Raw genomic sequence first — 26,793 nt, 5'->3', positions numbered from 1 at the left:
CTGAAGGCACTACGCCTAAAGAAGTACTCTTGGGGTGCATCAAGGACGCCCCGTAGGAAGTAGTCTTGGGCTGAAAACGTAACTCGCCATTAGGCGAAACCTTTATCTAAATTTAAAAATTGGATATCATAGATACCCAATTTCTAATGTTAATTATTATGTTACAAGTAACCAATTTTATTACATCAAACCTGCAAAAAGCCCTCTTCTATTATCAATTTAGCTATATGTTCTGCTGCCAAGATATCTTCATAGGAGTTAGAACTAGCTGCTACTAAGGTAATCCCTGTGTTATACTTCTCAGCCAATGCAATTGCTCGTTTAGCTGAATCCTTAGCTGGTTTAATCCCCTTCTTAATACCTGTTCTCACAATAGTTCCTGTAGTAACTTGTGGTGCACCATGGGTATATGCAGCATCAAAAGCAGCTCCTCCAGAGTCAGTAATAATCAAAACGACCTTATCCTTAAAATTAGCTAAATCAGCCACCTGTGAACCTATATTTGGTATTATCTTAGCAACCTTTGCTCCAGAGCGCTTAACTCCTACCATAGCCTGTTGGATATTGTTCAATCGCTCCGCTTCTGTTCCCATTCTAGGCTCTGTGACTATAATCAACTCTGTGTTATACTTTACAGCCTTCTTTCCTGCAAAATAGCCAATCTTCTCAGGATTGACCGTTACTGGAACTGATACTTTATCAGAACTAGCCCCAAATATCTCTATAGCACCAGCATCTAAAGCAGCCTCTGCTGTAGTTGACATATCAATAATATCAACAATTACGATTACATCACCCTTTCTAGCAGCCTGAGCAGCTCCAGAAGCATTTGATGTAATATTTAACGTATGCAAACCCTCTCTATTATTCGATAACCTTTCCATATTTGCCACCTCCTCCAGGCAGAATAGATAATTTTCCTTCTCGTGCTCTAGTTATATTTGTTGCTACCTTCTGACCCACTACCTCTGCTAATTGCTTATGATCAGCCTTATGTAGAATCTCCATTTCAGTACCAAAGGCTTTCAACAACTTCTCCAAAGTCTTCTTACCTACACCTGGGATATCGACCAAAGGAACCTGATGGTGATACTCTGGTCTAAAATCGGGACTAAAAGAATCCTTTCTACTAGAAATTTCTAAAACTCTATCTAGAACCCCTTTTACAATCTTATGTTCACTATCTTTAAAACAGCTCAAAGCAGGGTAATTATCTACCAATGTCTTCTCACATTCTAAACAATAACTTCTATAGTATTTACCCAATCTAGGCTCCAATCCATAATTACCGATTATCCTTCTTCCCTGCTCTCTCTTTAACGCCAATAATACCTCTTTGAAGGTAGGCTGCTCTAACAAAACTTTATTATACTCTCTACCAATTTTAGCCAAAGAATGGGCATCAGAGTTACTTAAGAAGGTCTTTTCTCCTAATTCATTAAGGTAATCTGCCAATTCACTATCTGCACTCAATCCTAGCTCTATAGCATAAACCTTCTGAAAAACTTCTTCGCCAAAGATATCTACTAGACTATCACCATAATTTCCATATAAACCTCGATGGGGTGTAAAGCAGTGAGCGGGAATTAAGATTCCACCGAAGCTATCAACAACTCCAAAAAGTTCTTTAGCTGACAAATAGGTCATTTGGGTACTGAGATTAATATTAGTAACATGTTTAGATAATTCTTGGCTAAAAGCCTTGATATCCTCTAGATATGGGAAGTATCCTATTAGATGTGCCTGTCTACCAGCTTCAGATTTCACTTCAAGCTCAGAACCCAATATTATTGTTACCTTTTCTTGATAGCTCAATCCACCATCCTCTAAAGGAATCAGCTTACCTTCATCAACTAGCTTCTCAATATCTTTAATCACCTCAGAAGATGCGGCATCAACGATTCCTAAGATATCTATCCCCTTTCTACTTGCTCCCTCACTGATGATATTCTCTATAGTTAATCTATCAGAGGCTGTAATTTTTACTCCTTGACCTGAATTAGTCCTACCTATATGTAAGTGCAAATCCATAAAGTACTCTTCCATAACTACTCCTTATCTAACTGAGCCATTAAATACTGTAAGCCTATAATCGTCTTAGCATCCCTAAACTTCCCTTCTTCTAACATCTTGGAAACCTCTGCAATCTCTATCTCCTTGATTCTGACAAACTCATCATCATCAGGCTTCTGCTCATATTCTGTTAACCCTTTAGCCAAATAAATCTCTATAATCTCATCAGTAAAGCCAGGGCTAGTATAAAAAGAACATAACCATTCTAAAGAAGTTGCTCTATACCCAGTCTCCTCCTCTAGCTCCCTATGAGCACACTCCTCTTTATCTTCACCTTTCTCCAGTTTACCTGCTGGAAGCTCCAATAATATCTCTTCACCAGGCTTACGAAACTGTTCAACCAAAATAACTTTAGAGTCCTTATAGGCTACAACTGCCACCCCTCCACTATGCTCAACTATCTCTCTCTTAGATAAATTACCATTTGGCAATTTAACATCATCAACCCTTAAGTTTATAATATTCCCTTCAAAAATCATCTTACTATCAACAGTCTTCTCCTTTAAACTATCCATCTGATCCATCCTTTCCTATCTCTTCACTAGCAAGTATTCCAGCTACACCTGCTGTCATAAAATATTCCTTCTCTTCCTTTAAACCTCTACCCATAGTTTTAAAGGTAAAGTCTAATCTTTCTAACTCCTTTAATACTCTATCACCTTCACGATATATAATCTGATGTTTATTATTAATTCCAGCCTCAACTAATTGTTCCTTGATGACTCCAGCCCTCTTCCTATCAAGATAAGGAAGACCAACTTTAGACTCTACCATCGTTAATTCACCCAAAGTAGTCCTACTATGATGGCTTAGTCCATAGTGTCGTTCTCTTCTATCACCAAAGCCTATTCTAGGTACACCAATTGGAGAACCTCCTAACTGATAGACCGCATTTAAAATGTTTGCCTGCTCTACCCCTGTAAAGCCATACTTTGTACCTGTTCCTACAATCCCAGGACCCATACAGACCACTATTATATCAGCTTCACTGACTTCATAGGCACTAATCAATCCTGAATAGATATTAACAGCTTCTAAGTCACCACCAAAGGCATGACCTATAGTAACTGTATTATTAATAATCCCTTCACTCTTTAAAAAATGAACCATATTACTGAATCTAATAGGTAAGGCTGCACCATCGGTCATAATATAAGTTATCTTAGCTTTAGGAGAGATTGCTTTAGCCATTACTGTTATAGGAGCTAGCATACTATGTAAAGTTCCTACTACAACTGGTGTCCCACTTAAAGAATGAAAGTTATTGATACGTTCATGATAGGGACTATCCTGCTCTTCGGTACTAAAAGTTTGAATCTGATAAGGGGTATATCTCATCTTCATAATATGCCCTTTTTCATCTCGTTCTCTAGCATGATTTAAGATACATATAATAAAGTCATATCCTCCAGTTCCTAAGTTCAAAGATGTTGCAGTTGTATTTACTACTACATCATCACCTTCTCTTATCTCTCCTACTAAATCGTCATAACTTATCCCTTTCTTCTCCTTACCTTCAATCTCTAGCCTAACAATGGTCAAACCATCTCGTTGGGATAAAATTTCAATAACCTTGCCTTGCCTAATTTCTATCATAATAATACCTCCACAGATTAAATAATTATTTCAATATAGAGAATTAAAATCCTGCAAAAAACCATTCTTAGTTACAATACTGAAATTAGTATATCTATCTAATGCAGAAAAAATTCTAATTATATTAAACTACTTAACTAGATTACCTTTATTTAATCGACTGCAAAACTGGATAAAGCTCTTTATAGATTAGAATATTTATAAAATAGTTACTTAATTACTTATCATAATCATCTAACTCTCATTAAATATTATAACCATCTTTATTATTAGAAGGTCAAAATAAAAAATCCCAGCACTCCAATGCTGAGATAAAAGATATAGTTAATTAACAAGATATTTTTTGGTGTATTCTAAAATTAATTCATCAAGTTGCTTACTCAACTTTAATAATTCCTTCTTCTTTATATTCAAATCATAATCCAATAACTTCTCTTTCAATACAGAAATCTGTTGATATAAATCAGATTCTACCAAATTCTTCATCAAGCTCCCCCTTATCATTTATTATAGAACTTATAAAATTATTTGATAAAGTTAAAGTTTGTCATTAAAAAGATTATATATAAAAGTAAATGAAAAATCAAGTAATATCTTACCTAATTTTGGTTTTTCTGTGAAAGAATTTAATAGTAATGAATAAGAAATAATAAGCAACTAGTGATAAGTGAGAGCAACCAGTAAATGACACTTGTACCTGTTACTCTTCACCCTTTATTGTCTTAATATCCCTATAAGATCTTATTTTAACTTCATACATCTATATAGAACCTCTATCTAGCTGCTTCTCTAATCATAGAAGTGCAGAACTTAACAGCATTAAGTAAATCATCGATCTTAATATTCTCATCTACAGAATGTACATCTGTCATACCTACACTGACATTTATTGTTGGAATTCCTTTACCATTAAAGATATTAGCATCACTACCACCACCAGTAGACTGTAATAAAGGTTTAATCTCTATGGCCCGGGCAGCCTTGACAGCTATATCAACAATCTGGCTATTTCTAGATAGATCAAAGGCAGGATACATTCTCTCCACATCAATCTCAACCTTAGCTTTAAATTTAGCAGCAGCTCTTCTAAAGATATCTGCCATATGCTTAGTCTGTCTATCTAATTTATCTACTCTAAGGCTACGAGCCTCACCTTCTAATTCTACTAAATCTGGCACAATATTTGTCGCTTGACCACCTTTAATTACACCGATATTAGCTGTAGTATCTTCATCAATCTGACCTAACTTCATACTAGATAAAGCTACACTTGCCACTTTAATAGCATTGATTCCTGCTGAAGGGTTCATCCCTGCATGGGCCGCCTTTCCTATTACCTTGACATTGATCTTATCCTGGCAAGGAGCTTGAGTAACAATCGTTCCAATCTCTCCACCAGAGTCAAAAGCAATCCCAAAGTCAGCATCAATTAGACTATAATCCAAGTTTTTAGCACCTAACAATCCAACCTCTTCCCCAATTGTAAAGACAACTTCTAAATTTCCATGATCAATATCATTCTCTTTAACTAGCCTTAAAGCCTCTAAGATAGTTGTAATTCCAGCTTTATCATCAGAAGCTAAAATAGTCTCACCATCACTATAAACTATTCCCTCTTTAATGATTGGCTTAATACTTCTGCCTGGAGTAACTGTGTCCATGTGAGCACTTAATAATAATGTCGGTTTAGTAGCATCACCAGCCAATTTGGCAATAATATTTCCAGTCTCCCCACCCACTTTCTCCCCTGCATCATCTCTAGTTACTTCTAATCCTAATTCTTCTAAAATTTTTACTAAATAGTCAGCAACCTTACCTTCTTCCTTAGAGATACTATCTATCTGTACCAAATCTAAAAACTGTTTTATAATTCTTTCCTGATCCATCGACTACAACCCCTCAATATTATTTTAAAATTTTATCTAAAGTCTTGATAATTAATCCTTAAATTTTAAAAGTTAAATATAAAGGCTATTAACTATTATGTAAGACCTTTGCATTTTAATTATTCATTACTTTTATTTATATTAAATATTATTTCTATAATACCTCTTTATAAGATAAAAATTCACTCTTAAAAGTAAACACAGCTGCAAGAAAAAATCCTAGCCCCAAAAGGCTAGGATTTTATATATCAAAGATTAATCATTTTTCATCGCAATATTTAAGCAAACTGCTAATCCACCAAATAAAATTGTAGATCCAAAAATCAACATTCCGATTGCTCCTGCTGTCATCTTACATCTCCCCCTTTGCAGCATCTACATTTAATAATACATCTTCATTCCAGCTGATATTCTTCATCACATAAGCTAAAACTAATAGACCGATAACAAGTCCCCAACCTAAGGTCATAAGGGCACTAGTTGGATATCCTCCATAAGCTACAGTAAGCTCTGTTTTAACCTTCATAATCAACATGTAACCTAGAACAATAGAAGTTATATACTTAATAGAGATATCCCACCAGTTACCAACTTTAAAGTCAGAAACTTGATTTACATGCTCTTTTACTGTAGTTAACTTCCATAAGTAACCTAAGATGATACATTCAGCCAATCCTACTACAGCTAATCCATAGTTATTTAAGAAGTGGTCTACTAAGTCTAAGATTGAGATTCCTAAACCTGTTGCAAATACAATAGTACATAAGAATCCACCTAGAGATACTACAGTAACAGCTTTCTTTCTAGTCATCTTAAACTTATCCATAATTGAAGATGTAAAGGCTTCAACCAAAGAGATGATTGATGATAATCCAGCAACAACCAATGACATAAAGAATAGAATTCCAAAGAAAGAGTTCATCCCTGGCAATAAGTTAATTGCTTTAGGGAATACAATAAATGCTAATCCAATTCCACCACTAGCAACCTCATTAATTGGTACACCTTGTGCTTGTGCCATATATCCTAAGATACCAAATACAGCAAACCCTGATAAGAAACTGAATCCACAGTTTGCAAAAGCTGTAATAAAAGCATTATTAACAACATCAGATTTTTTTGGTAAGTAACTAGAATAAGCAATCATAATTCCAAAACCTAAACTCAATGTAAAGAATACCTGTCCATAAGCACTAACCCATACATTATAGTCCTTTAGTACAGAGAAATCTGGTTCTAAGAAGTGGTTTAACCCTTCTATAGCCCCTGGTAACGTCACACCTCTGACAACCATAACACCAAGTAAGACTATTAATAAAGGCATAAATATCTTACTTGCCTTTTCAATCCCTTCTTTAATACCATTATAAAGGATAACATAAGTAATTCCCCAAACTACAGCTAAACCCAATAATACATTCGTTTTAATACTTCCAAAGTCCCAGAAACCAGTAGCTCCTAAGTAATCTTTAAAGAAGAAAGCATTAGGGTCAGCTCCCCAACTCTGTTTAACGGCAAAGACCATGTAATTAACAGCCCAAGCAACGATAACAGAATAATAAACGGTTACTACAGCAGTTACTAATACTGCCCACCAACCTAAAGTCTCATACTTCTCTTTAATCTTTCTAAAGGCTAATGGTGCAGAACCTCTCATCTTATGCCCTAATCCCATCTCTAAAACTAACATCGGGATTCCCGCAGTCAATACTGCAAAAAAGTAAGGTAATAAGAATGCACCTCCACCATTTTCATAAACCATATAAGGGAAACGCCAAATGTTCCCTAAACCAACGGCAGAACCAACTGCAGCTAAAATAAACCCAAGCCTACTCCCCCATTGGTCACGATTTTCTACATTCTTCTCCATACTCAAAAATCCTCCTTTTTGAATTTTCATTCTACTCTACTTCTTGCTACTTATTTATGACATATATAAGTAACTCATAAACTATTATATAAGGTTTAAATTGCCTAGTCAAGAATAGAATTAAAATTGGGAAAATTTATTTTCATCTTCCCAATTTATCGAGATATAATAATATCTTATTACTTTTAATTAATTCAGATAATGAATGAAACTCACTATATAAATGAATGGAAAATAATAAAAACGTAATTGAAGCTCTAATATAAATACCATAATTTATTGCTAATATTCCTCCTAAGGTTACTCCAAGTACATTTGAGCCTATATCCCCCATCATCCCTTTAGCCTGTAAATCAAATTTTAAAGCAAGTAATACCATAATTACTATAGGTATAATTAACAAATAATTTCTTAAACCTAGTCCTAAAGTTGCTAGTAATAAGAATAGTGTTACCTTTAAGGCTCTCCCTGGTCTTAAGTCCAATAGATTGATAAAATTACTCATTAATAGAATTAAAAGGGTATTAATAAATAAATCAAAGTAACTCTTATTCCAATAAAAGTTGATAAAGAAGACAATCACCAAAGAGAAGATAGCCTTAATTGCTCCTGTAGTCAACCGTCTTTCAAAGAGTAAAGATTTGAAATGTCCACTAAAACCTTGACTATCTTTATTTCCAAAGGCATCATCCAATAAGCCTACAAAAGCCATAGCCAAGATTAAGGTAATTAAAGGAATAGATTGTTGGAGTGAATAATAACCAAATAATGTTCCTAAAATCAAAATAACAATTAAATTTAAAGAAAAGATAATCCCATAACCAACAGGTATCTTATCACCTTTAAAGTTAGGAGCAACAGACTCTGCCTCCACCAAAAGGGGAGGGATTAATTTAAATCCTATTTTAGACAGGATAAAACTAACAAGTATTAGTATTGTAATAGGTAACACTATTAAACCACCTTCTTGTAATCAGAATATTAGATAGTAAAGTTAATTTATGAATAGCTATTAACTAAATTTTATTAATCTTAGAGATGAGCACAAGAGCAACATCTTTAAACTGCTTTCCTCGATGTATAAAACCTTCAAGATCTCTCTTGCTCTCACGATGCTTCATCATTACAGGAACCTCTTCTACTTTAAATCCTGCTTTACAGACATCAGCAGTTAAAGCCACTTCTACTCCAAAGCCTTTAGCAAAACTCTTTATCTCTTTGACTACATCTTTAGATAGAGCCCTCTGTCCAGAAAGAGGGGCCGAAAACTCTTGACAAGTCAACTTTCTTAAACCCCAATTAGCCAACCCCTTCACCAATCCAAAACCACCTTTAACCTGACTTGGAGGGAATTTAGCAATAGACATATCTGCTCTTCCCTCTAAGAGAGGTTCTACTAACTTCATAGCCTCTGCTGAACTATTGCCCAAATCAGCATCCAATAAGAGGATAATATCCCCATTGACCTCCTCTAGTCCACGGTTTAAAGCGGCACCTTTCCCTTGATTCTGCTCTAGTCTAATTACCTTTGTAGCCAAATTATTAGCTTTTTGATAAGTCTTATCTGAAGAACCATCATCAACTACAATTACTTCATTAACTCCATCTAAGCCCTTAATACTCTTAATAGTATCTTCTATCTTATCTTCTTCATTATAGGCAGGGATTAAAACTGAAATTGACTTATCCAATGCTCTCCCTCCTTAACACTTGGAAGATCTTTAGCTGCCACTTCAAATACCAATTTGATTAATCCTGAGATATTCTTAATATTTTCTGAATCGATTTTGATAAACTTGTCTCTCAAATCAGTAGGATAATTGAACTCTTCATTCAAATCTCCTAATAAGAGCACCTTTGTAAAATCTTTTCTTTCATCTATAGTACTTAAATCTTCGATTATCTCTAGCCCTTTAGCATCTGCCAACTTCAATGTCTTGATTATCTTATCCTTCAAATTAGAATTAACATTATTACCTACTACTAATAATAAATTTTGATCCTTTAATTGCTCTTTTACTACTAAAGGCATAATCATCTTTTGAAAATTTATATTATCAGCAAGCCTAGTCTCTAAATAGTTGACCTCTTTAGAGAACTCTTTATTCTTTGTTCTTAAAGATTTGAAATCCTTTTCTAGATTTGAGATTAAGTGCTTCTGTTCTTTAACAAGCAAATCATTTCCCACCATACTACTACCAATCAAGATGCCAATCGCTAATGTTACAAATATAATTACAATTGTAATCACATGGTATCTTAAATCAAGTAACATAATCCTCCTCCTAAAAGCCAATATTCATTCTTAATCTGATTAGTAATAATTTGAGTAATTGATTAAATGGTGCTGACACACTCATTATAGCAATAATCGGTATTAATGATGCTACTAGAACCTCTGCAACATATTTGGGCTTTATTCGGCTTTTATATAACTTATTGACCCCTTTGGCATCTACTAACTTACTTCCTACCTTCAACCTAACCAAAAAGGTACTAGCCATCCCTGGACGACCTTTCTCTAAAAAATCTATCATGGTAGTATGAGTACCTACAGCTACAATCAACTCTGCACCCTTCTCATAAGCCAATAACATAGCAATATCCTCACTTGTCCCTGGAGCTGGAAAGGTTTTAGCCTCTAAATTAAGAGCTTTAATCCTCTTCATTCCTGGAGCACGACCATCAGGATAGGCATGGACAATCAATTCAGCACCACATGCTAAAACATCATCACTAATACTATCCATATCACCAATAATAATGTCAGGTTCAAATCCATATTCCACTAAAGCATCTGCTCCCCCATCTACTCCAATTAAGACAGGTCTAACCTCCCTAATATAAGAACTAACAGCCTCTAAATCCTCTCGATAATCCTTCCCTCTAACTACAATTAATACATCTTTCTCCTTTAGCTTAATATCTACTTCAGGTATGTCTATTCCTAAAATCAGATGCTTCTCCTTTTTGGCATAATCTAGGGTGTTGTCTACAAATTTGTTCAGTTCTACTCCTAGATTCTCCTTAGTCTCTTCTAGCCTATGCTCAACCTTCTTACTGTTAAGAACCTCACCTTGAAATAATAACTTTTTATCTTTTAATATCTGACCATCTTGAATAGTAATCAAATCCCCTTCAGCTAACCTATCGAAGATATTCTTCTCAACATTATCGATAATTGGTATACCAGCTGATAATAATCTTCTAGGACCTAAATTAGGATATTTACCACTAATAGATGGGCTAGCATTGATTACAGCCTTGACCTTTCTTTCAATCAATGATTCAGCAGCTAATTGATCGATATCTTTATGATCAATTACAGCTATCTCCCCTTCAACCAATTCCTTGACTAAATCCTTCGTCTTAGTACCTAGTCTAACTCTTCCAGTTAATTGCATAATGGGAGCCTCCTAAATTTACTACTACCTTTAGTATATCTTGATTGAATTACTATCATACTTCTAATAAAAGGGAAAGAAGTTAATTTACAATTTACATTGTACAATTTAGAATTAAATTTAAAATTAAGTTTAAAATATAAATAAAAAAAGAGCATCCAAAAACCGGATGCTCTAACTTAATCTTATATTCAACTATAATATTTTCTAACTAACTCTTAATTCAATTCTCAACTTATCTGCTACTTTAGCAATAAATTGAGAGTTGGTTGGTTTACCACTAGCAGTTGTAACAGAATGTCCAAAGATTCTATTGATAGCATTGGTATTTCCTCTCTCCCAAGTAACTTCAATAGCATGTCTAATTGCTCTTTCTACTCTACTTGCTGTTGTATTAAACTCTTTGGCTACTAGAGGATATAGTTCCTTAGTTACTGCACCTAATAACTCCACTTCATCAACAACCATAGAGATAGCCTTTCTTAAGTATAAATACCCTTTGATATGTGCTGGAATTCCAATCTGATGCATTATATCAGTAATTCTTTCCTCAACATTCTTAGTGTTATTTAAATTATTAACTTGAGTACTAAGTTTGTAACCTCTACTTCCAGTAGCTACCTTAGAAGTAACTTGTTTAATTCTATTAGATAATTTCTCTAAATCGAAAGGTTTTAAGATATAATAATCAGCACCTAAATTAACAACTCGCTGTGTCAATTCTTCTTGTCCAAAGGCAGTTAACATTATTATTTTAAACTTATCAGTCACTCCTTTACTATGCAGTTCCTCTAATACTCCAATCCCATCTAAATGTGGCATAATTACATCCAACACCAATACATCAAACTCGACTTCATCGACTACTTCTAAAGCCTCAATACCATCATTAGCAATTCCTACTACTTTAAACTCATCTTGCTGGTCGAGATACTCTTTAATCAAATTACAAAAATCCCTATTATCATCTACTAATAATACCTTAATTGTATCTGCTTCTCTCATAGTACATTTTCCTCCTCATAATGACTCTATACTACAAATTCTATGTTCTCTTCCAAATTCCTCCTTTAAAAAATAAAAAAAGCCAAAGAATTTATGATACAAATTCTTTGGCAAGATTCTTCTCTAATAAATCGGTCTGCATTATCATCCATTGAGCCAAAATACCATAGCCACGAGTAGAATCATTGACAAAAACATGGGTAATAGCTCCTACTAATTTACCATCTTGCACAATAGGACTGCCACTCATTCCTTGCACAATTCCTCCTGTCTTACTTAAAAGCTCAGAATCAGTTATTCTAATAATTAATCCTTTTTCAGCTGGTTCATATTGCCTTCTAACCTTCTCTATCTCTATATCAAATTCTTCTATCTCTCCTCCATGAAGCACAGTATAGATTTTAGCAGAGCCTTCTTTTATCTCTAGAGGACTTGCTACTGGTATTGCTTCTTTAAAATAAGGATGTTTAGGTGAGATAGATAAACGACCATAAATGCCAAAATTATTATTCTTAGTGATATCTCCCAACATACCTTGTCCATTAAAGAAAGTCCCTAGCTTCTCCCCTGGTAATCCCTTGTGACTTTGATTAATTCCTGAGATATTAGCTCTAACTATCTCTCCTTCTCCTACATCAATCTTCAACTGGGTATTTGCTTCAGTAATCATATGACCTAAAGCACCATAATAGCCATTGTTGGGTTCATAAAATGACATTGTTCCTACTCCTGTAGCACCATCATCAACATAAATACCTATCATATAAAACCCATCTTTACTCTTAATAGGATTAATCTCTTTAAATTCAACCTCTCCTGATTTCTTTCTAATCTTAAATCTTAAACTTTTTCCCTTCTTACCATATTCATTAATTAATCTAGCCAAATGATACTTATTCTTGATTTCAACATTATTAACCTCTAACAAACTATCGCCTACTTCAATATCAGCCTCTTTAGCAGGGAAGTATTTTTGACCATCACTAGCAGTAACATAAGAGTTTCTTACCACCATAATCCCATCAGATTTAAGAATGACTCCAATTGCCTGCCCTCCAGGAATGACCTTAACTTGAGGCAGAACATTAACAACCATCTTTCTTAATGGGATTAGACCAAAAAGTTTAAAATCAAGGTTATACTCACCAACAGAAGAAGCCTGTAAAGCAATAGGATTAGAGAGATCAATATTCAATTCATTCTGAGAAACTCTATGACCATTAATCTTTAGATTTCCTTGTGGATTTGACCTGATAGATACATTAAAAGGTAAATTTATCTTTAATGGTGTCTTATTACCCTCAAATATTTGACAATTATTAGGCAAACCTAAAAAGATTAATACTTTAGGAAACGCAAAAAGACAGATTAATATTAGAAGAAGATTAACTAACATTACTCTTTTATATTTTTTCATTTGTCACACTCCTACACAGTCCCCATCTGTGTAGTATCTTCCAATTAGAAGAATTTTAACAAAATTTCATCTGCCAATAATAAAGATAAAATCAATTATTAATTTATCAAACAACGCTGTAGATAAAATTTTAAGCACTTTAAAATATCACTTGTGATGAAACTTTAGCTTAGATATATCTTATTATACCCATCACAACTAGTTATATTCAGTTGTATTTTAAATGTATTTGGATTAATTTTTTAAAAAATAATAATATTTTGGATATTCTTATTAATATCATAAAATTAATTATGTTAATATAAAATTATTAGAATATTAGTTTCTGCCTAAAGGCAGTTTACTTTTGTCATTACCACAAAAGTAAACAAAAAGTCTGGAAAAATATACCTACAAGTCTAAAAACCAAGACTCTCCGTGGCAAAACTAGCCCACTCACTACGCAATCAATATTTATTTAAGTTGATAAATCTTAAAGTTCTAATTCTAAGACTGCATTATTACTATTATTGATTGAGAATAATTGCTTCGTTCACACAATAATTTTTTCATTTTTAAAGAACTTAACTCGTAGCTGTTAAGTCAAAAAGTATCATAATATACTTTTATAAAGATTTATTTTAAATTCACATATCAAATAAAAAAAAGCACCTTTAATTAATAAAGATGCCCTAGATAATTTAATTTTATTCAGTTTTTTTCTTTCTTCTCTGTAGCTGATTTAAGTAATTCTCTGGCATGGTCTAGAGTTGTCTCTGTTAAAGTGCCATCTAACATTCTAGCCAATTCTCTAATTCTACCATTATCACTTAATGGATGGATTACAGTCTCTGTCTCATCATTAACTACCTTCTTCATAATGAAGTAATGATTATCAGCCATACAAGCAATTTGAGGAAGATGGGTAATACAGATTAATTGATGTTTAGTGGATAGACCTGCCAATTTATCAGCAACCAACTTACCGACCCTACCGCCAATTCCAGTATCTATTTCATCAAAAATTAGTGTAGATATCTGGTCAATATCTGCAGTTATCGTCTTTAGAGCTAGCATGATTCTCGATAGTTCTCCTCCTGATGCAATCTTAATTAAAGGAAGTAAATCAGAACCAGGATTTGGAGAGATTAAAAACTCTACCTTATCAATACCGTCTTTGGTAAAGCTCTCTTTTCTCTGAAAATCTATCTCGAATTTAGTCTGTAACATCGATAAATCCATTAACTCTCTGGCGATACTCTTCTCTAACTCTCTGGCAATCACCTTTCTTTGAGTAGATAACTCTTCAGCTTTAACTAAATATTCCTCTTCTAATTTAGTAATTTCGGCTAATAATTCACCTTTTTCTACCTCACTATTTTCAAGCTCAGCTAACTCTTGAGATATTCCTTGATAGTAATCTAAAATCTCTTCAATAGAATCTCCATATTTACGTTTTAAATCATTGATTAATTTCAATCTATTCTCTATTATATCCAAACGTTGAGGGTTGAACTCTATTTCATCATTATAATCTCTCAATCTAAAAGAGATATCCTCTAACTCATAATTGATATTTCTTAAACTCTCAGCAATCTCCCCTAAGCTACTATCTATCTTAACTAGACTATCAATCTCTTTAGAGAACTGTTTAATCTGATCAATGATAGCAGTCTGTTCAAAGTCACTTTGATACAAAGAATTATAAGCTTTGCTAACAGTCCTACTTAATTCTTCAGCATTACTTAACCTCTTCTTCTCTTCTGATAACTCTTTATCTTCTCCAAGCTTTAATTCTGCTTGCTCAATTTCAGTGATTTGAAACTCTAATAAATCAATCCTTCTCTCTCTCTCTCTTTCATTGTAACTTATCTTATTTAATCTACTCTTCTTCTCTTGCCATTTGCTATATATATCTTCTAAACTACCCTTAAGTAATATCAATTCCCTACCACCAAACTCATCTAATAACCTCAGATGGTCTTCAGGATTTAGCAATGACTGATGTTCATGTTGCCCATGAATGTCTATTAGATATTGGGTTACCTCTTTAACCATTTCTAAGGTAACAGTTCTTCCATTGATCCTTGATTTATTATTTCCACTTGTAGAAATTTCACGGGTTAAAATTAGGTTATCTCCATCAGACAATTCTATTCCTAGTTCTTTTAACACATCTTTGGCAAGAGGATTATTTTTGATATCAAAGCATCCTTCTATAATTGCCTTCTCTTCACCAAATCTAATAAAATCTGTCGATGCTCTACCACCTAATAGCATATCCAGAGCTTTAATGATAATTGATTTACCAGCACCAGTCTCTCCAGTTAATATATTCAAGCCTGGAGTCAATTCTAATTTAACATCTTTAATCAATGCAAAATTATTTATAACTAACTCAGATAGCACTGACTTTAACCTCCCTCTATCATTTAAACAGTTAGACTCTTTAGCCTTTCTATAACATTTGTAACAGCACTTTTAGGCTTTACAATCATCAAAATAGTATCATCTCCAGCAATTGTTCCTAGTACATTCTTCCATTCTGTATTATCTATTAAAGAAGCTACTGCTTGAGCTGTTCCTGGTAAAGTATTAATTACAACTAAATTTTCACTATAATCTATACTACTTACTGAATCCTCAAACATTCTCTTCATTCTACTATTTATATTAATATTATCTTTCTGCTTAGGAGGTAATGAATATTTATATCCTCCATCATCTAGTGGTATCTTAATCAAACCCAATTGCTTGATATCACGAGATACCGTTGCTTGAGTTACTTCAATTCCCTCTTCTTCCAGTCTAGAAGCTAATTCATCTTGAGTATGAATATCCTCATCCTGGACTAAGCTCATAATTTTAAGATGCCGCTTACTTTTCACACAGATCCCTCCTTTAAAATCTATTACTATGTAGCCTATTTCTTAGAATTTTATAAAAGTTATATCCTTCTAATTTTATCATTTTAGCTACTAAATTAGATTTACTAATCCTAATAATATCATCAGAGAGTATTGGAAAACTCTCTTGACCATCTACTGTTAACATTACTTCACTATGGTCAGCATCTACCTTGACTACTATCTCTTCATCTTCAGTAGTAACTATCGAACGAGAATTTAAGGTATGTGGGCAGATTGGGGTAATAATTAAAGATTTCATCTTAGGATTGACAATAGGTCCTCCTGCCGATAATGAATAGGCTGTTGAACCTGTTGGACATGCTATAATCAATCCATCACCAGGATAAGTTGTAATATACTCTCCATCAATGAAGGTCTCTAATTTGATGATTCTTGAGAAAGGACCTTTAGTAAGAACTAAATCGTTAATAGCAATTGCTCGATTAACTCTTTGATTCTCTCTAATAACTGTTCCTTCTAAAATCATTCTCTCCTCTATCTGATAATCTCCATCTAATAATTTATCTAAACCCTCTTCTAACATCTCTACCTCTATATCAGTTAAAAATCCTAACTGCCCTAAATTAATTCCTAAAATCGGAACATCACTGGCAGCAAAGGTACGAGCAGCCTTTAAAAAAGTCCCATCACCACCAAAGACAATCACTACATCAGCAAAGTCAACTAATCTCTCATAGACCTCACTTTTTACTTTTCGCTCCAACAAACTAGCACTATCTTCTTCTAAGAGATAATCTTTCCCTTTAGAATCTAAATAATTACAGACTTGCTCCATTACCTTTACAGCTTTTGCCTTGTTTGTGTTAGCAATTAAAGCAATTTTTTTAATCTCACCGCTAATACTCACTTCTATTCACCTCAGGAATATGGATTAAAGGTCCTTCTTCTAATACAATCTATATTAATTAAAATCATAAATCTTGATGGGCAATTTTAATTATTTCTTCTATCTTTTGATCTAAATTAAAAATTTCTAAAGCCTCTTGATTAAGCGTGAAATAAGATAAGTACTCAATATTATGGCTTTTTCCTCCAGTAATCGGTGAATAATTAAGACCAATTGGAATCAGACCAATCTCTTTAGAAAAATTAAAAATCTTATAAATCACCTCTTTATGAATAGCTGGATCTTTAACGACACCATTGTTTCCTACATTCTCTGGTCCAGCTTCAAATTGTGGTTTAATCAAAGCTACAATTTCACCAGACTCCTTTAATAGTCCTTTTAAAGAAGGTAATATTTTAGTTAAGGAGATAAAAGAGACATCGGTCATTCCAAAATCACCTGCTTCTCCTATATCCTCTAAAGTTAAATAACGAGCATTAGTCTTTTCCATGCAGACTACCCGCTCATCACTACGTAACTTCCAAGCCAATTGATTATAGCCTACATCAATTGCATATACCTTTCGTGCACCATTTTGCAAAGCACAATCGGTAAATCCTCCTGTAGAAGCACCTATATCGATTATTAATTTATCATTTAGATCAATATTAAATACTTCAAGAGCCTTCTCTAATTTCAAACCACCTCGACTAACATAAGGATGTAAATCACCTTTCACTCTAATATCTGCTTCTAAATCTATCTTAGTTCCTGCCTTATCTATCTTCTGTTCATCAACAAAGACAAGTCCAGCCATTATTGACCGTTTAGCTTTGGAACGGCTTTTAAAGAAACCTCGCTCAGTTAATACTACATCTAATCGTTCTTTTTTAGCCATATTACCCCTCCTGCATTACCTCTTTGATCCTCTTTCTAATTCCCTTTATATCCAATCCATATCTGGCTAATAATTCTTCACTAGAGCCATGCTCTATGAACTTATCAGGTAACCCCATTCGTGTTAACTTCACATTGCTATCATTATCAACCAATAACTCAGCTATAGCACTGCCAAAGCCTCCCTGTAAGACATGCTCTTCTATAGTAAAGACTCTATTAAATTTATCAGCTAAATCTAAAATCAGCTCTTGATCTAAAGGTTTAACAAAACGACTATTGACCACAGTCAACTCTATCCCTTCTGTGGCTAAACCATTAGCAACCTCTAAGGACGGATAGACCATAGAACCTATAGCTAAAATAGCTCCATCCTTACCTTCACGTAAGACCTCTGCTTTCCCTACTTCTAAATCCTCTACCTCTACTCTTTCTACTCCAATAACCTCTCCCCGTGGATATCTAACAGCAATCGGTCTATTATAGTTAGCAGCTAATTTAATCATAGCCCTTAGTTCATTCTCATCCTTAGGAGCCATCACTGTCATATTTGGTAAATGTCGCAAGAAGGCATAATCAAAGACACCTTGATGGGTCTCCCCATCCCTTCCAACAATCCCAGCACGATCAATTGCCAACTTAACAGGTAAATTCTGAATACAGACATCATGCATTACCTGATCATAGCCTCTTTGTAAGAAGGTAGAGTATAATGTAACAAAGGGCTTAACCCCATTTAAGGCTAAGCCAGCCCCCAAAGTTATTGCATGCTGCTCAGCTATTCCTACATCATAAAATCGCTTAGGAAATTCTTTAGCAAATTTATTCAGACCAGTTCCTGAAGGCATAGCTGCTGTAATTGCTACAATATCACTATCCTCTTTAGCCAAATCAACTAGAGTCTGACTAAAAATATTTGTATAGGTTCTTCTCTTCTTCTTACCCCTTCCTTCTCCTGTTCTAATATTAAAAGGTCCTACTCCATGAAACTTAGATGGTTCTTCTTCTGCAGGAGTATATCCCTTTCCTTTAGTGGTAATAGCATGAATTAAGACGGGACCACCAATATTTTGAGCATCTTTGATATGCTCTTGTAAGACTCTAATATTATGACCATCAACAGGACCTAAATAGGTAAAGCCGAACTCTTCAAATAAAATACCTGATACAAGTAGATACTTTAAACTATTTTTAACTCTATTTGCTGTCTTTAATAAATGATCTCCAAAGGCTGGTATAGCATTAATCAAATGTCCCAAATCCTTTTTAGCCCGATGAATCTTAGGATTTGTTCTTAATTTATCTAAATAGTTGGAGATAGCCCCTACATTTTTAGATATAGACATCTCATTATCATTTAGAATAACTATCATATCTTTCTTCAAATGACCGGCATGATTTAAAGCCTCAAAGGCCATTCCTGCTGTCAATGCCCCATCTCCAATTACAGCTACAACTGTATCACCATCACCTTTGATATCACGGGCACAAGCAATCCCTAAAGCTGCTGAGATAGATGTACTACTATGACCAACATCTACCTGGTCATGAACACTTTCAGAACGTTTAGGAAATCCACTTATCCCGTCTAACCTTCTTAAAGTCTTGAAATCTTCCCTTCTTCCTGTTAATATCTTGTGGGCATAAGCTTGATGACCTACATCCCAGATGATTTTATCCTTAGGACTATCTAATATAGAATGAAGGGCAATAGTCAACTCTACTACACCCAAAGAAGATGCTAAATGCCCTCCTGTTTGTGATAAATTAATAATAATCTCATCTCTAATTTGCTGAGCTAATTTATATAAATTATCCATGGATAAACCCTTTAAATCTTGCGGTGAATTGACCTTAGATAACAGATCATCCATAATTAAAATCACCCTCTTTTAATTAGTATATAGCTGATAACTGATAGTTGATAGTTAAATTGAAATATTTCGCCTCTTTAAAAGTATAAACTATAGCTACGAGTCGGAAAGGATAACTCTACGTATAAACACTTTTAACTATCAATTCTCCTTAATATTCTCGTTCTATAATATAATCTGCCAATTGTAATAATAATTTAGCATCTTCACCAAAGATACTCAATGCCTCTTTAGCTCTTTTACACGTAGCACTAGCCATCTTTTTCGACTCCTCTAAACCATAAATAGCCGGAAAGGTAGCCTTATCCCGATCTAAATCACTGCCTATATCCTTTCCTAGCTTCTTGGCATCACCTTCAATATCTAAAATATCATCAACAATTTGGAAGCCTAAACCAATCTCTTTAGCATAAGTGGTTAAGGCTGCTAACTCTTCATCAGTAGCCCCAGCTAAAATAGCACCGATTCTGACAGAAGCCTTCAATAAAGCACCTGTCTTATGAGTATGTATGTACTCTAGCTCATCACTATCTATGTTACGACCTTCTGCCATAATATCTGCAACTTGTCCACCTACCATTCCTCTATTTCCAGAAGCTTTAGCCAATTCTCTAATGGCCAATAAAACTTTATCTGCAGAAACATTCTTAATCTCAGTCATCAGCTCAAAGGCATAGGTCAATAAAGAATCTCCTGCCAATACTGCTATTGCTTCACCAAATACCTTATGATTTGTCGGTTTTCCTCTCCTAAAATCATCATCATCCATACAAGGTAAATCATCATGAATCAAAGAATAACTATGTATCATCTCTAAAGCACAAGCAGCCTCTAAAATATCATCTTCATTAGCACCTATTAACTTAGCAGCTTCTAGTACTAAAATAGGTCTTAACCTCTTCCCACCTGCTAAGACACTATAGCGCATCGACTCATGTAATCTAGCAGGATGCGTCTCTTGATTAGGTAAATAATCTTCTAAAGCTTGATTGATTAATTGGCTCTTTTCTTTAATAAATCTTTTAATCTCCATCATTCTGCTCCTTCACCTTGGTAATTATAATCTTCTATTTTAATCTTACCATTCTCTTCTTTTATAATCTCTATCTTCTCTTGGGCCTGTTCTAATTTATCAGAACAGAACTTAGTTAACTTAACTCCCAATTCAAACTCTTCTAAAGAATCAGCTAAGGTTAACTCTCCCTTTTCTAAATTATTAACAGCCTCTTCTAATTGATTTAGTGCTTCTTCAAAGGTCAATTCCGATTTATTACCCATCAAATTTCATCTCCCCATCTACAAATACTCCAGTATAATTACTTCTAGATTACTACTTTATCACCTTCATAACTCAAATTCAGTTTAAGGTTCATTTTAAGCTTAAGTTTGAGTTTAAGGCTAATTCAAATTTTTTAAATTATACTTAAACTTATACTTAGACTTAAACTAATACACCTTAGTATACCTAAAAATACTAATTTTATAAATTTAATCTATAATCTAGTATTAGTGTGAGTAAATTATTAAAAATCTTTTTCTTGTCACTTGTTACTGTATTAATAATATCTTTCTTTATAATAACAAAAAGGTTGCCTTAAGGCAACCTTTGAATTTGACTAAGCAATAGTTTTTACTTCTTCTGACTCTTCTATATCAATATTATTAAAATAATCTTTAGTCATACTAATTACTACCCCTGATAATCCTAATAATGCTACTAAGTTAGGAAATGCCATCAGTCCATTTACTACATCGGAGATAGCCCAGATTAACTCTAATTTCACAGTAGCACCCATTAAAATACATGCAATATAAATAAATTTATAAGGTCTAATTGCTTTAGTTCCTAATAAGTACTCAATACATTTCTCTCCATAATAGCACCATCCTAAAGTTGTAGAGAAAGCAAAGAAGATAATTCCTATAGCTATTACCAATCCTCCTGGTCCTGGCATTCCTACATTAAAAGCCTCTGTTGTCAAAGCAGCTCCAGTCATTCCATTATTCCAGACACCAGTCATAATGATAGTCAATGTTGTTAAACTACAGATAATAATAGTATCGATTAGAGTTCCTAACATAGCAATTAATCCCTGTCTTACTGGACTATCTGTCTTAGCAGCAGCATGGGCAATAGGTGCACTTCCCAATCCAGCTTCATTAGAGAAGATTCCTCTTGAGATACCCTTTCTTAAAGCTAACATAACTCCGGCTCCAGCAAATCCACCAACAGCAGCTTGTCCTTTAAAAGCAGAACTGACTATTAATCCCACAGCAGCAGGTAACTCTCCAATATTAGCAAGGATAATATATAATGTTCCTCCGATATAGATTACACTCATTAATGGAACAATCTTACTTGCTACCTTAGCAATTCTCTTGATTCCACCTAATACTACTGCTCCAACCAATATTGATAATACAATTCCTGTATATAAAGGTCTGATTCCAAAGTTAGCATTTAAAGCATCAGCCATTGAATTTGCCTGTACTGTAGCACCAATTCCAAGCCATGCTACCATTACACCACAGGCTGCAAAGAAGATTGACAATGGCTTCCATTTCTCTCCCAACCCTTCTTGGATATAATACATTGGTCCTCCAGCCATCTCTCCTGCTTTATTCTTAACACGATACTTGACAGCCAATACACCTTCAGCAAATTTAGTAGCCATGCCTACTAAAGCAGCCATCCACATCCAAAATGCGGCACCTGGTCCACCTACCGCAATTGCAGTAGCTACTCCTGCGATATTACCAGTTCCAATCGTTGATGATAGAGCTGTAGCCAAGGCTTCAAAAGCCGACACATCACCTTCACTAGTATCCTTATCTTTTTTAAAAACTAAAGCGATTGCATGAGGAACTTTAGATAAGGTAACTCCTTTTAGTCTAATAGTTAAATAAATTCCTGTTCCTAACAATAAGATTAACATTGGTGGTCCCCAGACCAAACTACTCATACTACTAAAAAATTCTTGTAATGTTCCCATCTCTCTTCCTCCTATTATTTTCAACTTTTCTATACAAATAAAAAAATCTAAACCTCTATGGCTTAGACTCTCTGGAGAAAGGCAGTTTTATTGAACTTAAGATTTGGTTTGAGTTTAAGTAAATATTAAAACTTGGTTCTACTTAGATTTAGCCTCAAACTTAAACTTAATTCTACTTCTGTCCTTTACCCTGTCCTTTTACCTGAGAGATTACCCTGAAGTTAATCAGGTTACTCCTTCGGTGCTCTTAGTGAGTCTCTCCAGAGCGTCGTCCAGTTACAGTATTTTACCTGAGAGTTTCATCTATAGTCGGACAACTATAGACTTGCCCCGTCGGCAAAGCTTAAGCTTTTCTCCTGTAACATTCATCCGACACATTATTTAATTTTGCCAGAATTATAATAACATATGTTTGTCACTCTTGCAAGTAATTGTTTAAAAAAATTATTAAATATCTACAAATTGGAAAAATTTATATTTATAATATGTAAATTCATAAATTAAAGATGAGATTTAATGGATGTGTTGCGACAGTAACAAGTGACGAGTAACAGGTGATAAGTTAAGTTCTTTGCTCGTTACTCATCACTTGTCACTCATTACTAAATTGTCGCATTATCTATCTAAAGTCTAACTTTTACTCTTATTAATAATGCACTCTAACTAAACGAAACTTAATCCCTTTTTTATTCCAACCTATATCCCAAGGGACTCGATATCTATCTGAATTATGGCAGTTTACCAGTGCATACCCTTTAGAATCCACTCCAGTCACAACAGATATATGCTCAACCTTCCCCTTCTTTTCATAAGCTACATAATCTCCTGGTAGTAACTTATAAGAGGACTTTAAAACTTGTTCATAAGTACCATGTGCAATCATAGATGCCCGACCACTGTAGGTCATATACTGATTAAAGCCATGGGCATTTAGCCAAGCCTTACTGCCTTTTCCCCTCTCATAATTCCAAGTACGATTCTTTCTAAAACCTGCTCCTTCATATAGTATCTGAGAAGCAAAGTTAGCACAGTTACCCCCTTGTGAATTGAAGTTTCTATAATTAGGGTTATATTTAAAACCATACTTAGGTAAACTAGCTGTTCCACAGTACTTATCAGCATATTCCACTGCTTTAAGTCTTCTCTTATTTAAATTTGATAAATCCTTAGTTTCTCCTGAAAGAATAATCTGTTTTACCTCTTCAACCTTACTCTGGTCTAGCTCTAAAGAGTCATCTGTAGGATCTAGATACCATTCCTTACTAATAACCCATTTATCATCCTTAGGAATAATATCAAAGGCATGATATGCTCCAATTCTGAAAGAATTATATTTTTCTGGTGAATCCTCATAAGCGTATCTATACTCTGTAGAGACCAAAAGAGTAGTTGAATATCCATCACCCTTCTCCTTTGCATATCTTAAAAGAACCTGAGAGTTAATATCTTTAAATTCTGCACCTTGTTTAGCTCCCCATTCTTCTAAATATTCCATCTTCCTTAAAGAATGTTCATAAGCCCATCGTCCTGTCCTCCCCTCTATATTATATAGAGATTTTAAAGTATCTTTATTCCTTTCTAACAAGGCTTTATTTCTAATATTAAAGATATTCTGTATATCTTGGGCTAAGATATCCTTTACCTCATCATCGATAACCATAACAGCGTCTTCTTTAGATAGAAACCTTAAATAGACCCCTAATCCTAAAAATATTAAGAGAAATATAGATAATAGCAAGACCGTCCTTCTATTTAATTTAATTAAAAGAAACATATACTCCCCTCCACAATATACTATTAAGATTATATGTATAGGTTTAGGGGACTATTCTGTAGAATTTCAATTGATACTCTATAACGAAAAAAGACAATCTAAAAGATTGCCTAGATAATTATTAACCTTCACTTTTTATTACTTCCACTTCACACTCTAAGGCTCCATCCTTTAAGATAACCTCTATCTTCTCCCCTTCTTCTAGCTGAGTTATTGAATTAATCTCTTCTTCACTATCTAATTTTCTTGCCAAGCTATAACCTCTAGCAAAGGTATTTAAAGGAGATAATGAATTAAGCTGCCCTACTGCTCTTTCTAACTTTTCTTGCTTCTTAGTTAAATTATCAACAATTCTCTGTTCTAGATTCATACTCAATTCATCAATTCGCTGCATATACTCTGCTATCTTCTCTTCTGGCAATCGCAAAGCTCTACGTTCCTGTAAGCTAAGTAGCCTATCATTTAAACGATTTACCCGATTCTCCATAGCATTATTCAAGTTATTGTATAATCTACCTAAGTATTTAACTACCTCTTCCCGATTAGAAACGACCAACTCTGCTGCTGCTGAAGGTGTAGGTGCTCGCATATCAGCTACAAAGTCAGCAATGGTAAAATCGGTCTCATGACCAACTGCTGAGATAACAGGAACTCTAGAGTTGAAGATGGCTCTGGCTAGTTTCTCCTTATTGAATGCCCATAAATCCTCAATAGATCCTCCACCACGCCCAATAATTATTACATCGACATCACTCTGATTTAATAGCTCTAAGCCTCTAACTAAAGTTTCTTCTGCCCCCTCTCCTTGGACTTGACTAGGTGCAATCAATAGCGATACATTGGAGAATCTCCGTTTAACTACACTGATAATATCTCTAATAGCAGCACCAGTTGGTGAAGTCACCACACCAACTTTGGCTGGAATCTTAGGAATGGCCTGCTTTAGCTCTTCTCTAAATAACCCTTCCTTCTCCAATCTCTCCTTCAACTGCTCATAAGCTAGATGTAGACTACCGATACCATCAGGCTGCATTTTATGCACATATACCTGATACTGCCCCCTAGCAGGATAGATACTTATCTTACCCTCGACGATTACTGACATTCCATCTTCAGGGATAAAGTCTAATCCCTGATTATATCCTCTAAACATCACTGCACTAAGCTGGGTCTTCTCATCCTTGATAGTAAAGTACATATGCCCTGAAGAATGGTGATGAAAGTTAGAGATTTCCCCTTTAAGCATAACTGGACTGAGATTAGGGTCGGTCTCTAATAGCTCTTTTAAATAATTTGTTACTTGGGTAACAGACCAGATATGATCTGTTATTCCACTGCTCTTTAACATCCTATCCCCTTCTTTCCTGACACGCCTTTAAAGTATTCTTAAGTAAAGTAGCAATAGTCATTGGTCCTACTCCACCTGGTACTGGAGTAATTGCAGCTGCCTTCTCTTTGACACCTTCAAATTCAACATCTCCTAGCAGTCCATCTTCAGTTCTATTGATTCCTACATCTATTACAACTGCACCTTCTTTGACCATATCAGCAGTCACAAATTTAGCTCTACCTACTGCTGCTACTAAAATATCGGCTTTTAAAGTATGCTCCTTTAAATTCTTAGTTCTACTATGACAAACAGTTACCGTTGCATTCTCCTGTAAAAGCATCTGTGCCATCGGTTTCCCTACAATATTACTCCTTCCAATTATAACTGCATTCTTACCTTCTAATTCAATATCATATCTATGTAATATCTCCATAATCCCTCTTGGGGTACATGAATGGAGTCCACTTCCATTAATCATCAGCTTACCTATATTGATTGGGTGGAAACCATCAACATCCTTGTCTGCTCTAATATTATTGATAACTTTCTCTTCATCTATGTGCTGAGGTAATGGTAATTGTACCAAGATACCATCTACACTATCATCTTGATTTAGCCTATCTACCTCTGCTAACAGCTCTTCTTCACTGATTTCAGCAGGTAATTTAATTAAATTAGAGTTAATTCCAACCCTATTACATGCCTTTTCCTTATAAGATACATAAATCTCTGAGGCTGGGTTATTACCTACTAGGATAACCGTTAGTCCTGGAGTGATACCTTGCCCAGTTAGGTTCTCTACTGCTTGACCAATCTCGGTTTCTAACTCTTTAGCTACTTTACGCCCATCTAAAATCTTATCTTGACTCATTCTACTACTCACTCCTTATTTTTTAATATATTAACAATTATAACATAAAAGCACTCTAACCATCCAAC

The 26,793-nt window shown here is 34.4% G+C and carries 25 protein-coding genes and 2 riboswitches; all 25 genes read right to left on the bottom strand.

The window, feature by feature from the left end; genetic code table 11:
• Positions 1–185: 185 nt before the first annotated feature.
• The 25 genes from U472_RS05770 to folD all read right to left on the bottom strand — a co-directional run bounded on the left by U472_RS05770 (position 186) and on the right by folD (position 26,725).
• Positions 186–884, bottom strand: a complete 699-nt coding sequence (locus U472_RS05770; RefSeq protein WP_068716436.1) for a hypothetical protein — start codon at positions 882–884, stop codon at positions 186–188.
• On the bottom strand, positions 865–2,046 hold the full coding sequence (locus tag U472_RS05765; RefSeq protein ID WP_068716435.1) for an endonuclease Q family protein: 1,182 nt from the start codon (positions 2,044–2,046) through the stop codon (positions 865–867). Before U472_RS05765 ends, U472_RS05770 begins: the two co-directional genes overlap by 20 nt.
• Before the next feature lie 2 nt (positions 2,047–2,048).
• Positions 2,049–2,588, bottom strand: coding sequence for an NUDIX domain-containing protein (locus U472_RS05760; RefSeq protein ID WP_068716433.1), 540 nt, complete (start codon positions 2,586–2,588; stop codon positions 2,049–2,051).
• Complete coding sequence (locus tag U472_RS05755) at positions 2,581–3,669, bottom strand: DUF3866 family protein (protein ID WP_068716431.1); 1,089 nt, start codon at positions 3,667–3,669, stop codon at positions 2,581–2,583. Before U472_RS05755 ends, U472_RS05760 begins: the two co-directional genes overlap by 8 nt.
• Positions 3,670–3,993: 324 nt before the next feature.
• The gene (locus tag U472_RS16515) at positions 3,994–4,155 is read right to left on the bottom strand and encodes a Spo0E family sporulation regulatory protein-aspartic acid phosphatase (RefSeq protein WP_176714111.1); all 162 of its coding nucleotides are present in this window, start codon (positions 4,153–4,155) and stop codon (positions 3,994–3,996) included.
• A 287-nt stretch (positions 4,156–4,442) separates the two neighbouring features.
• Positions 4,443–5,555 carry a M20/M25/M40 family metallo-hydrolase gene (locus U472_RS05750; protein ID WP_068716426.1) on the bottom strand — a complete coding sequence of 371 codons (1,113 nt, stop codon included), beginning with the start codon at positions 5,553–5,555 and terminating at the stop codon, positions 4,443–4,445.
• 255 nt (positions 5,556–5,810) lie between these two features.
• On the bottom strand, positions 5,811–5,906 hold the full coding sequence (locus U472_RS16510; protein WP_106231884.1) for a MetS family NSS transporter small subunit: 96 nt from the start codon (positions 5,904–5,906) through the stop codon (positions 5,811–5,813).
• A 1-nt stretch (position 5,907) separates the two neighbouring features.
• A complete protein-coding gene (locus tag U472_RS05745; RefSeq protein WP_068716425.1) occupies positions 5,908–7,425 on the bottom strand; it encodes a sodium-dependent transporter in 1,518 nt (505 codons plus the stop codon).
• A gap of 142 nt (positions 7,426–7,567) precedes the next feature.
• A complete protein-coding gene (locus U472_RS05740; RefSeq protein WP_068716424.1) occupies positions 7,568–8,377 on the bottom strand; it encodes a glycosyl transferase family 4 in 810 nt (269 codons plus the stop codon).
• Between the two features lie 64 nt (positions 8,378–8,441).
• Positions 8,442–9,116 (bottom strand): glycosyltransferase family 2 protein, encoded by a 675-nt coding sequence (locus U472_RS05735; protein WP_068716423.1) that lies wholly within the window; start codon positions 9,114–9,116, stop codon positions 8,442–8,444.
• On the bottom strand, positions 9,092–9,700 hold the full coding sequence (locus U472_RS05730) for a copper transporter (protein WP_068716422.1): 609 nt from the start codon (positions 9,698–9,700) through the stop codon (positions 9,092–9,094). The genes U472_RS05735 and U472_RS05730 overlap by 25 nt, the downstream gene beginning before the upstream one ends.
• 10 nt (positions 9,701–9,710) lie before the next feature.
• Positions 9,711–10,829 (bottom strand): putative cytokinetic ring protein SteA, encoded by a 1,119-nt coding sequence (steA, locus tag U472_RS05725; RefSeq protein ID WP_068716420.1) that lies wholly within the window; start codon positions 10,827–10,829, stop codon positions 9,711–9,713.
• A 207-nt stretch (positions 10,830–11,036) separates the two neighbouring features.
• Positions 11,037–11,834 (bottom strand): sporulation transcription factor Spo0A, encoded by a 798-nt coding sequence (gene spo0A, locus U472_RS05720; RefSeq protein ID WP_068716418.1) that lies wholly within the window; start codon positions 11,832–11,834, stop codon positions 11,037–11,039.
• Positions 11,835–11,925: 91 nt separating this feature from the next.
• The gene (gene spoIVB / locus U472_RS05715; RefSeq protein WP_068716417.1) at positions 11,926–13,251 is read right to left on the bottom strand and encodes a SpoIVB peptidase; all 1,326 of its coding nucleotides are present in this window, start codon (positions 13,249–13,251) and stop codon (positions 11,926–11,928) included.
• A gap of 690 nt (positions 13,252–13,941) precedes the next feature.
• Positions 13,942–15,639: a DNA repair protein RecN gene (recN, locus tag U472_RS05710; RefSeq protein ID WP_068716416.1), complete on the bottom strand. Its 1,698-nt coding sequence runs from the start codon at positions 15,637–15,639 to the stop codon at positions 13,942–13,944.
• Between the two features lie 23 nt (positions 15,640–15,662).
• Positions 15,663–16,118, bottom strand: coding sequence for an arginine repressor (gene argR, locus U472_RS05705; protein WP_068716413.1), 456 nt, complete (start codon positions 16,116–16,118; stop codon positions 15,663–15,665).
• Between the two features lie 13 nt (positions 16,119–16,131).
• Positions 16,132–17,007 (bottom strand): NAD(+)/NADH kinase, encoded by an 876-nt coding sequence (locus U472_RS05700; protein WP_245684749.1) that lies wholly within the window; start codon positions 17,005–17,007, stop codon positions 16,132–16,134.
• A gap of 64 nt (positions 17,008–17,071) precedes the next feature.
• Positions 17,072–17,884 (bottom strand): TlyA family RNA methyltransferase, encoded by an 813-nt coding sequence (locus U472_RS05695; RefSeq protein WP_068716412.1) that lies wholly within the window; start codon positions 17,882–17,884, stop codon positions 17,072–17,074.
• A gap of 1 nt (position 17,885) precedes the next feature.
• The gene (dxs, locus tag U472_RS05690) at positions 17,886–19,757 is read right to left on the bottom strand and encodes a 1-deoxy-D-xylulose-5-phosphate synthase (protein WP_068716411.1); all 1,872 of its coding nucleotides are present in this window, start codon (positions 19,755–19,757) and stop codon (positions 17,886–17,888) included.
• Positions 19,758–19,908: 151 nt separating this feature from the next.
• Complete coding sequence (locus U472_RS05685; RefSeq protein WP_068716410.1) at positions 19,909–20,790, bottom strand: polyprenyl synthetase family protein; 882 nt, start codon at positions 20,788–20,790, stop codon at positions 19,909–19,911.
• Positions 20,790–21,035, bottom strand: coding sequence for an exodeoxyribonuclease VII small subunit (gene xseB, locus U472_RS05680; protein ID WP_068716409.1), 246 nt, complete (start codon positions 21,033–21,035; stop codon positions 20,790–20,792). Before xseB ends, U472_RS05685 begins: the two co-directional genes overlap by 1 nt.
• A 338-nt stretch (positions 21,036–21,373) precedes the next feature.
• Entirely contained in the window at positions 21,374–22,750 is a 1,377-nt protein-coding gene (locus U472_RS05675) for an alanine/glycine:cation symporter family protein (RefSeq protein WP_068716406.1), read from the bottom strand.
• A gap of 188 nt (positions 22,751–22,938) precedes the next feature.
• Positions 22,939–23,016, bottom strand: a riboswitch (glycine riboswitch).
• A gap of 3 nt (positions 23,017–23,019) precedes the next feature.
• Positions 23,020–23,119, bottom strand: a riboswitch (glycine riboswitch).
• 277 nt (positions 23,120–23,396) lie between these two features.
• Complete coding sequence (locus U472_RS05670; protein WP_068716403.1) at positions 23,397–24,524, bottom strand: amidase domain-containing protein; 1,128 nt, start codon at positions 24,522–24,524, stop codon at positions 23,397–23,399.
• 121 nt (positions 24,525–24,645) lie between these two features.
• Positions 24,646–25,872: an exodeoxyribonuclease VII large subunit gene (gene xseA, locus U472_RS05665; protein ID WP_068716402.1), complete on the bottom strand. Its 1,227-nt coding sequence runs from the start codon at positions 25,870–25,872 to the stop codon at positions 24,646–24,648.
• A gap of 1 nt (position 25,873) precedes the next feature.
• Positions 25,874–26,725 carry a bifunctional methylenetetrahydrofolate dehydrogenase/methenyltetrahydrofolate cyclohydrolase FolD gene (folD, locus tag U472_RS05660; RefSeq protein WP_068716401.1) on the bottom strand — a complete coding sequence of 284 codons (852 nt, stop codon included), beginning with the start codon at positions 26,723–26,725 and terminating at the stop codon, positions 25,874–25,876.
• Positions 26,726–26,793: the final 68 nt, after the last annotated feature.

This window comes from Orenia metallireducens (genome assembly GCF_001693735.1).
GTDB classification, from domain to species: domain Bacteria; phylum Bacillota; class Halanaerobiia; order Halobacteroidales; family Halobacteroidaceae; genus Orenia; species Orenia metallireducens.
This window is presented reverse-complemented; position numbering and strand designations above follow the sequence as displayed.

What these genes read in the sequence shown, in the direction of transcription:
- U472_RS05770 (WP_068716436.1), bottom strand. Translation starts at nt 884, where the DNA reads ATGGAAAGGTTATCGAATAATAGAGAGGGTTTGCATACGTTAAATATT.
- U472_RS05765 (WP_068716435.1), bottom strand. Translation starts at nt 2,046, where the DNA reads ATGGAAGAGTACTTTATGGATTTGCACTTACATATAGGTAGGACTAAT.
- U472_RS05755 (WP_068716431.1), bottom strand. Translation starts at nt 3,669, where the DNA reads ATGATAGAAATTAGGCAAGGCAAGGTTATTGAAATTTTATCCCAACGA.
- U472_RS05730 (WP_068716422.1), bottom strand. Translation starts at nt 9,700, where the DNA reads ATGTTACTTGATTTAAGATACCATGTGATTACAATTGTAATTATATTT.
- folD (WP_068716401.1), bottom strand. Translation starts at nt 26,725, where the DNA reads ATGAGTCAAGATAAGATTTTAGATGGGCGTAAAGTAGCTAAAGAGTTA.
- xseB (WP_068716409.1), bottom strand. Translation starts at nt 21,035, where the DNA reads ATGGGTAATAAATCGGAATTGACCTTTGAAGAAGCACTAAATCAATTA.
- U472_RS16515 (WP_176714111.1), bottom strand. Translation starts at nt 4,155, where the DNA reads ATGAAGAATTTGGTAGAATCTGATTTATATCAACAGATTTCTGTATTG.
- U472_RS05675 (WP_068716406.1), bottom strand. Translation starts at nt 22,750, where the DNA reads ATGGGAACATTACAAGAATTTTTTAGTAGTATGAGTAGTTTGGTCTGG.
- U472_RS05760 (WP_068716433.1), bottom strand. Translation starts at nt 2,588, where the DNA reads ATGGATAGTTTAAAGGAGAAGACTGTTGATAGTAAGATGATTTTTGAA.
- xseA (WP_068716402.1), bottom strand. Translation starts at nt 25,872, where the DNA reads ATGTTAAAGAGCAGTGGAATAACAGATCATATCTGGTCTGTTACCCAA.
- U472_RS16510 (WP_106231884.1), bottom strand. Translation starts at nt 5,906, where the DNA reads ATGACAGCAGGAGCAATCGGAATGTTGATTTTTGGATCTACAATTTTA.
- U472_RS05750 (WP_068716426.1), bottom strand. Translation starts at nt 5,555, where the DNA reads ATGGATCAGGAAAGAATTATAAAACAGTTTTTAGATTTGGTACAGATA.
- U472_RS05670 (WP_068716403.1), bottom strand. Translation starts at nt 24,524, where the DNA reads ATGTTTCTTTTAATTAAATTAAATAGAAGGACGGTCTTGCTATTATCT.
- U472_RS05745 (WP_068716425.1), bottom strand. Translation starts at nt 7,425, where the DNA reads ATGGAGAAGAATGTAGAAAATCGTGACCAATGGGGGAGTAGGCTTGGG.
- U472_RS05685 (WP_068716410.1), bottom strand. Translation starts at nt 20,790, where the DNA reads ATGGAGATTAAAAGATTTATTAAAGAAAAGAGCCAATTAATCAATCAA.
- U472_RS05695 (WP_068716412.1), bottom strand. Translation starts at nt 17,884, where the DNA reads ATGGCTAAAAAAGAACGATTAGATGTAGTATTAACTGAGCGAGGTTTC.
- spo0A (WP_068716418.1), bottom strand. Translation starts at nt 11,834, where the DNA reads ATGAGAGAAGCAGATACAATTAAGGTATTATTAGTAGATGATAATAGG.
- steA (WP_068716420.1), bottom strand. Translation starts at nt 10,829, where the DNA reads ATGCAATTAACTGGAAGAGTTAGACTAGGTACTAAGACGAAGGATTTA.
- dxs (WP_068716411.1), bottom strand. Translation starts at nt 19,757, where the DNA reads ATGGATGATCTGTTATCTAAGGTCAATTCACCGCAAGATTTAAAGGGT.
- spoIVB (WP_068716417.1), bottom strand. Translation starts at nt 13,251, where the DNA reads ATGAAAAAATATAAAAGAGTAATGTTAGTTAATCTTCTTCTAATATTA.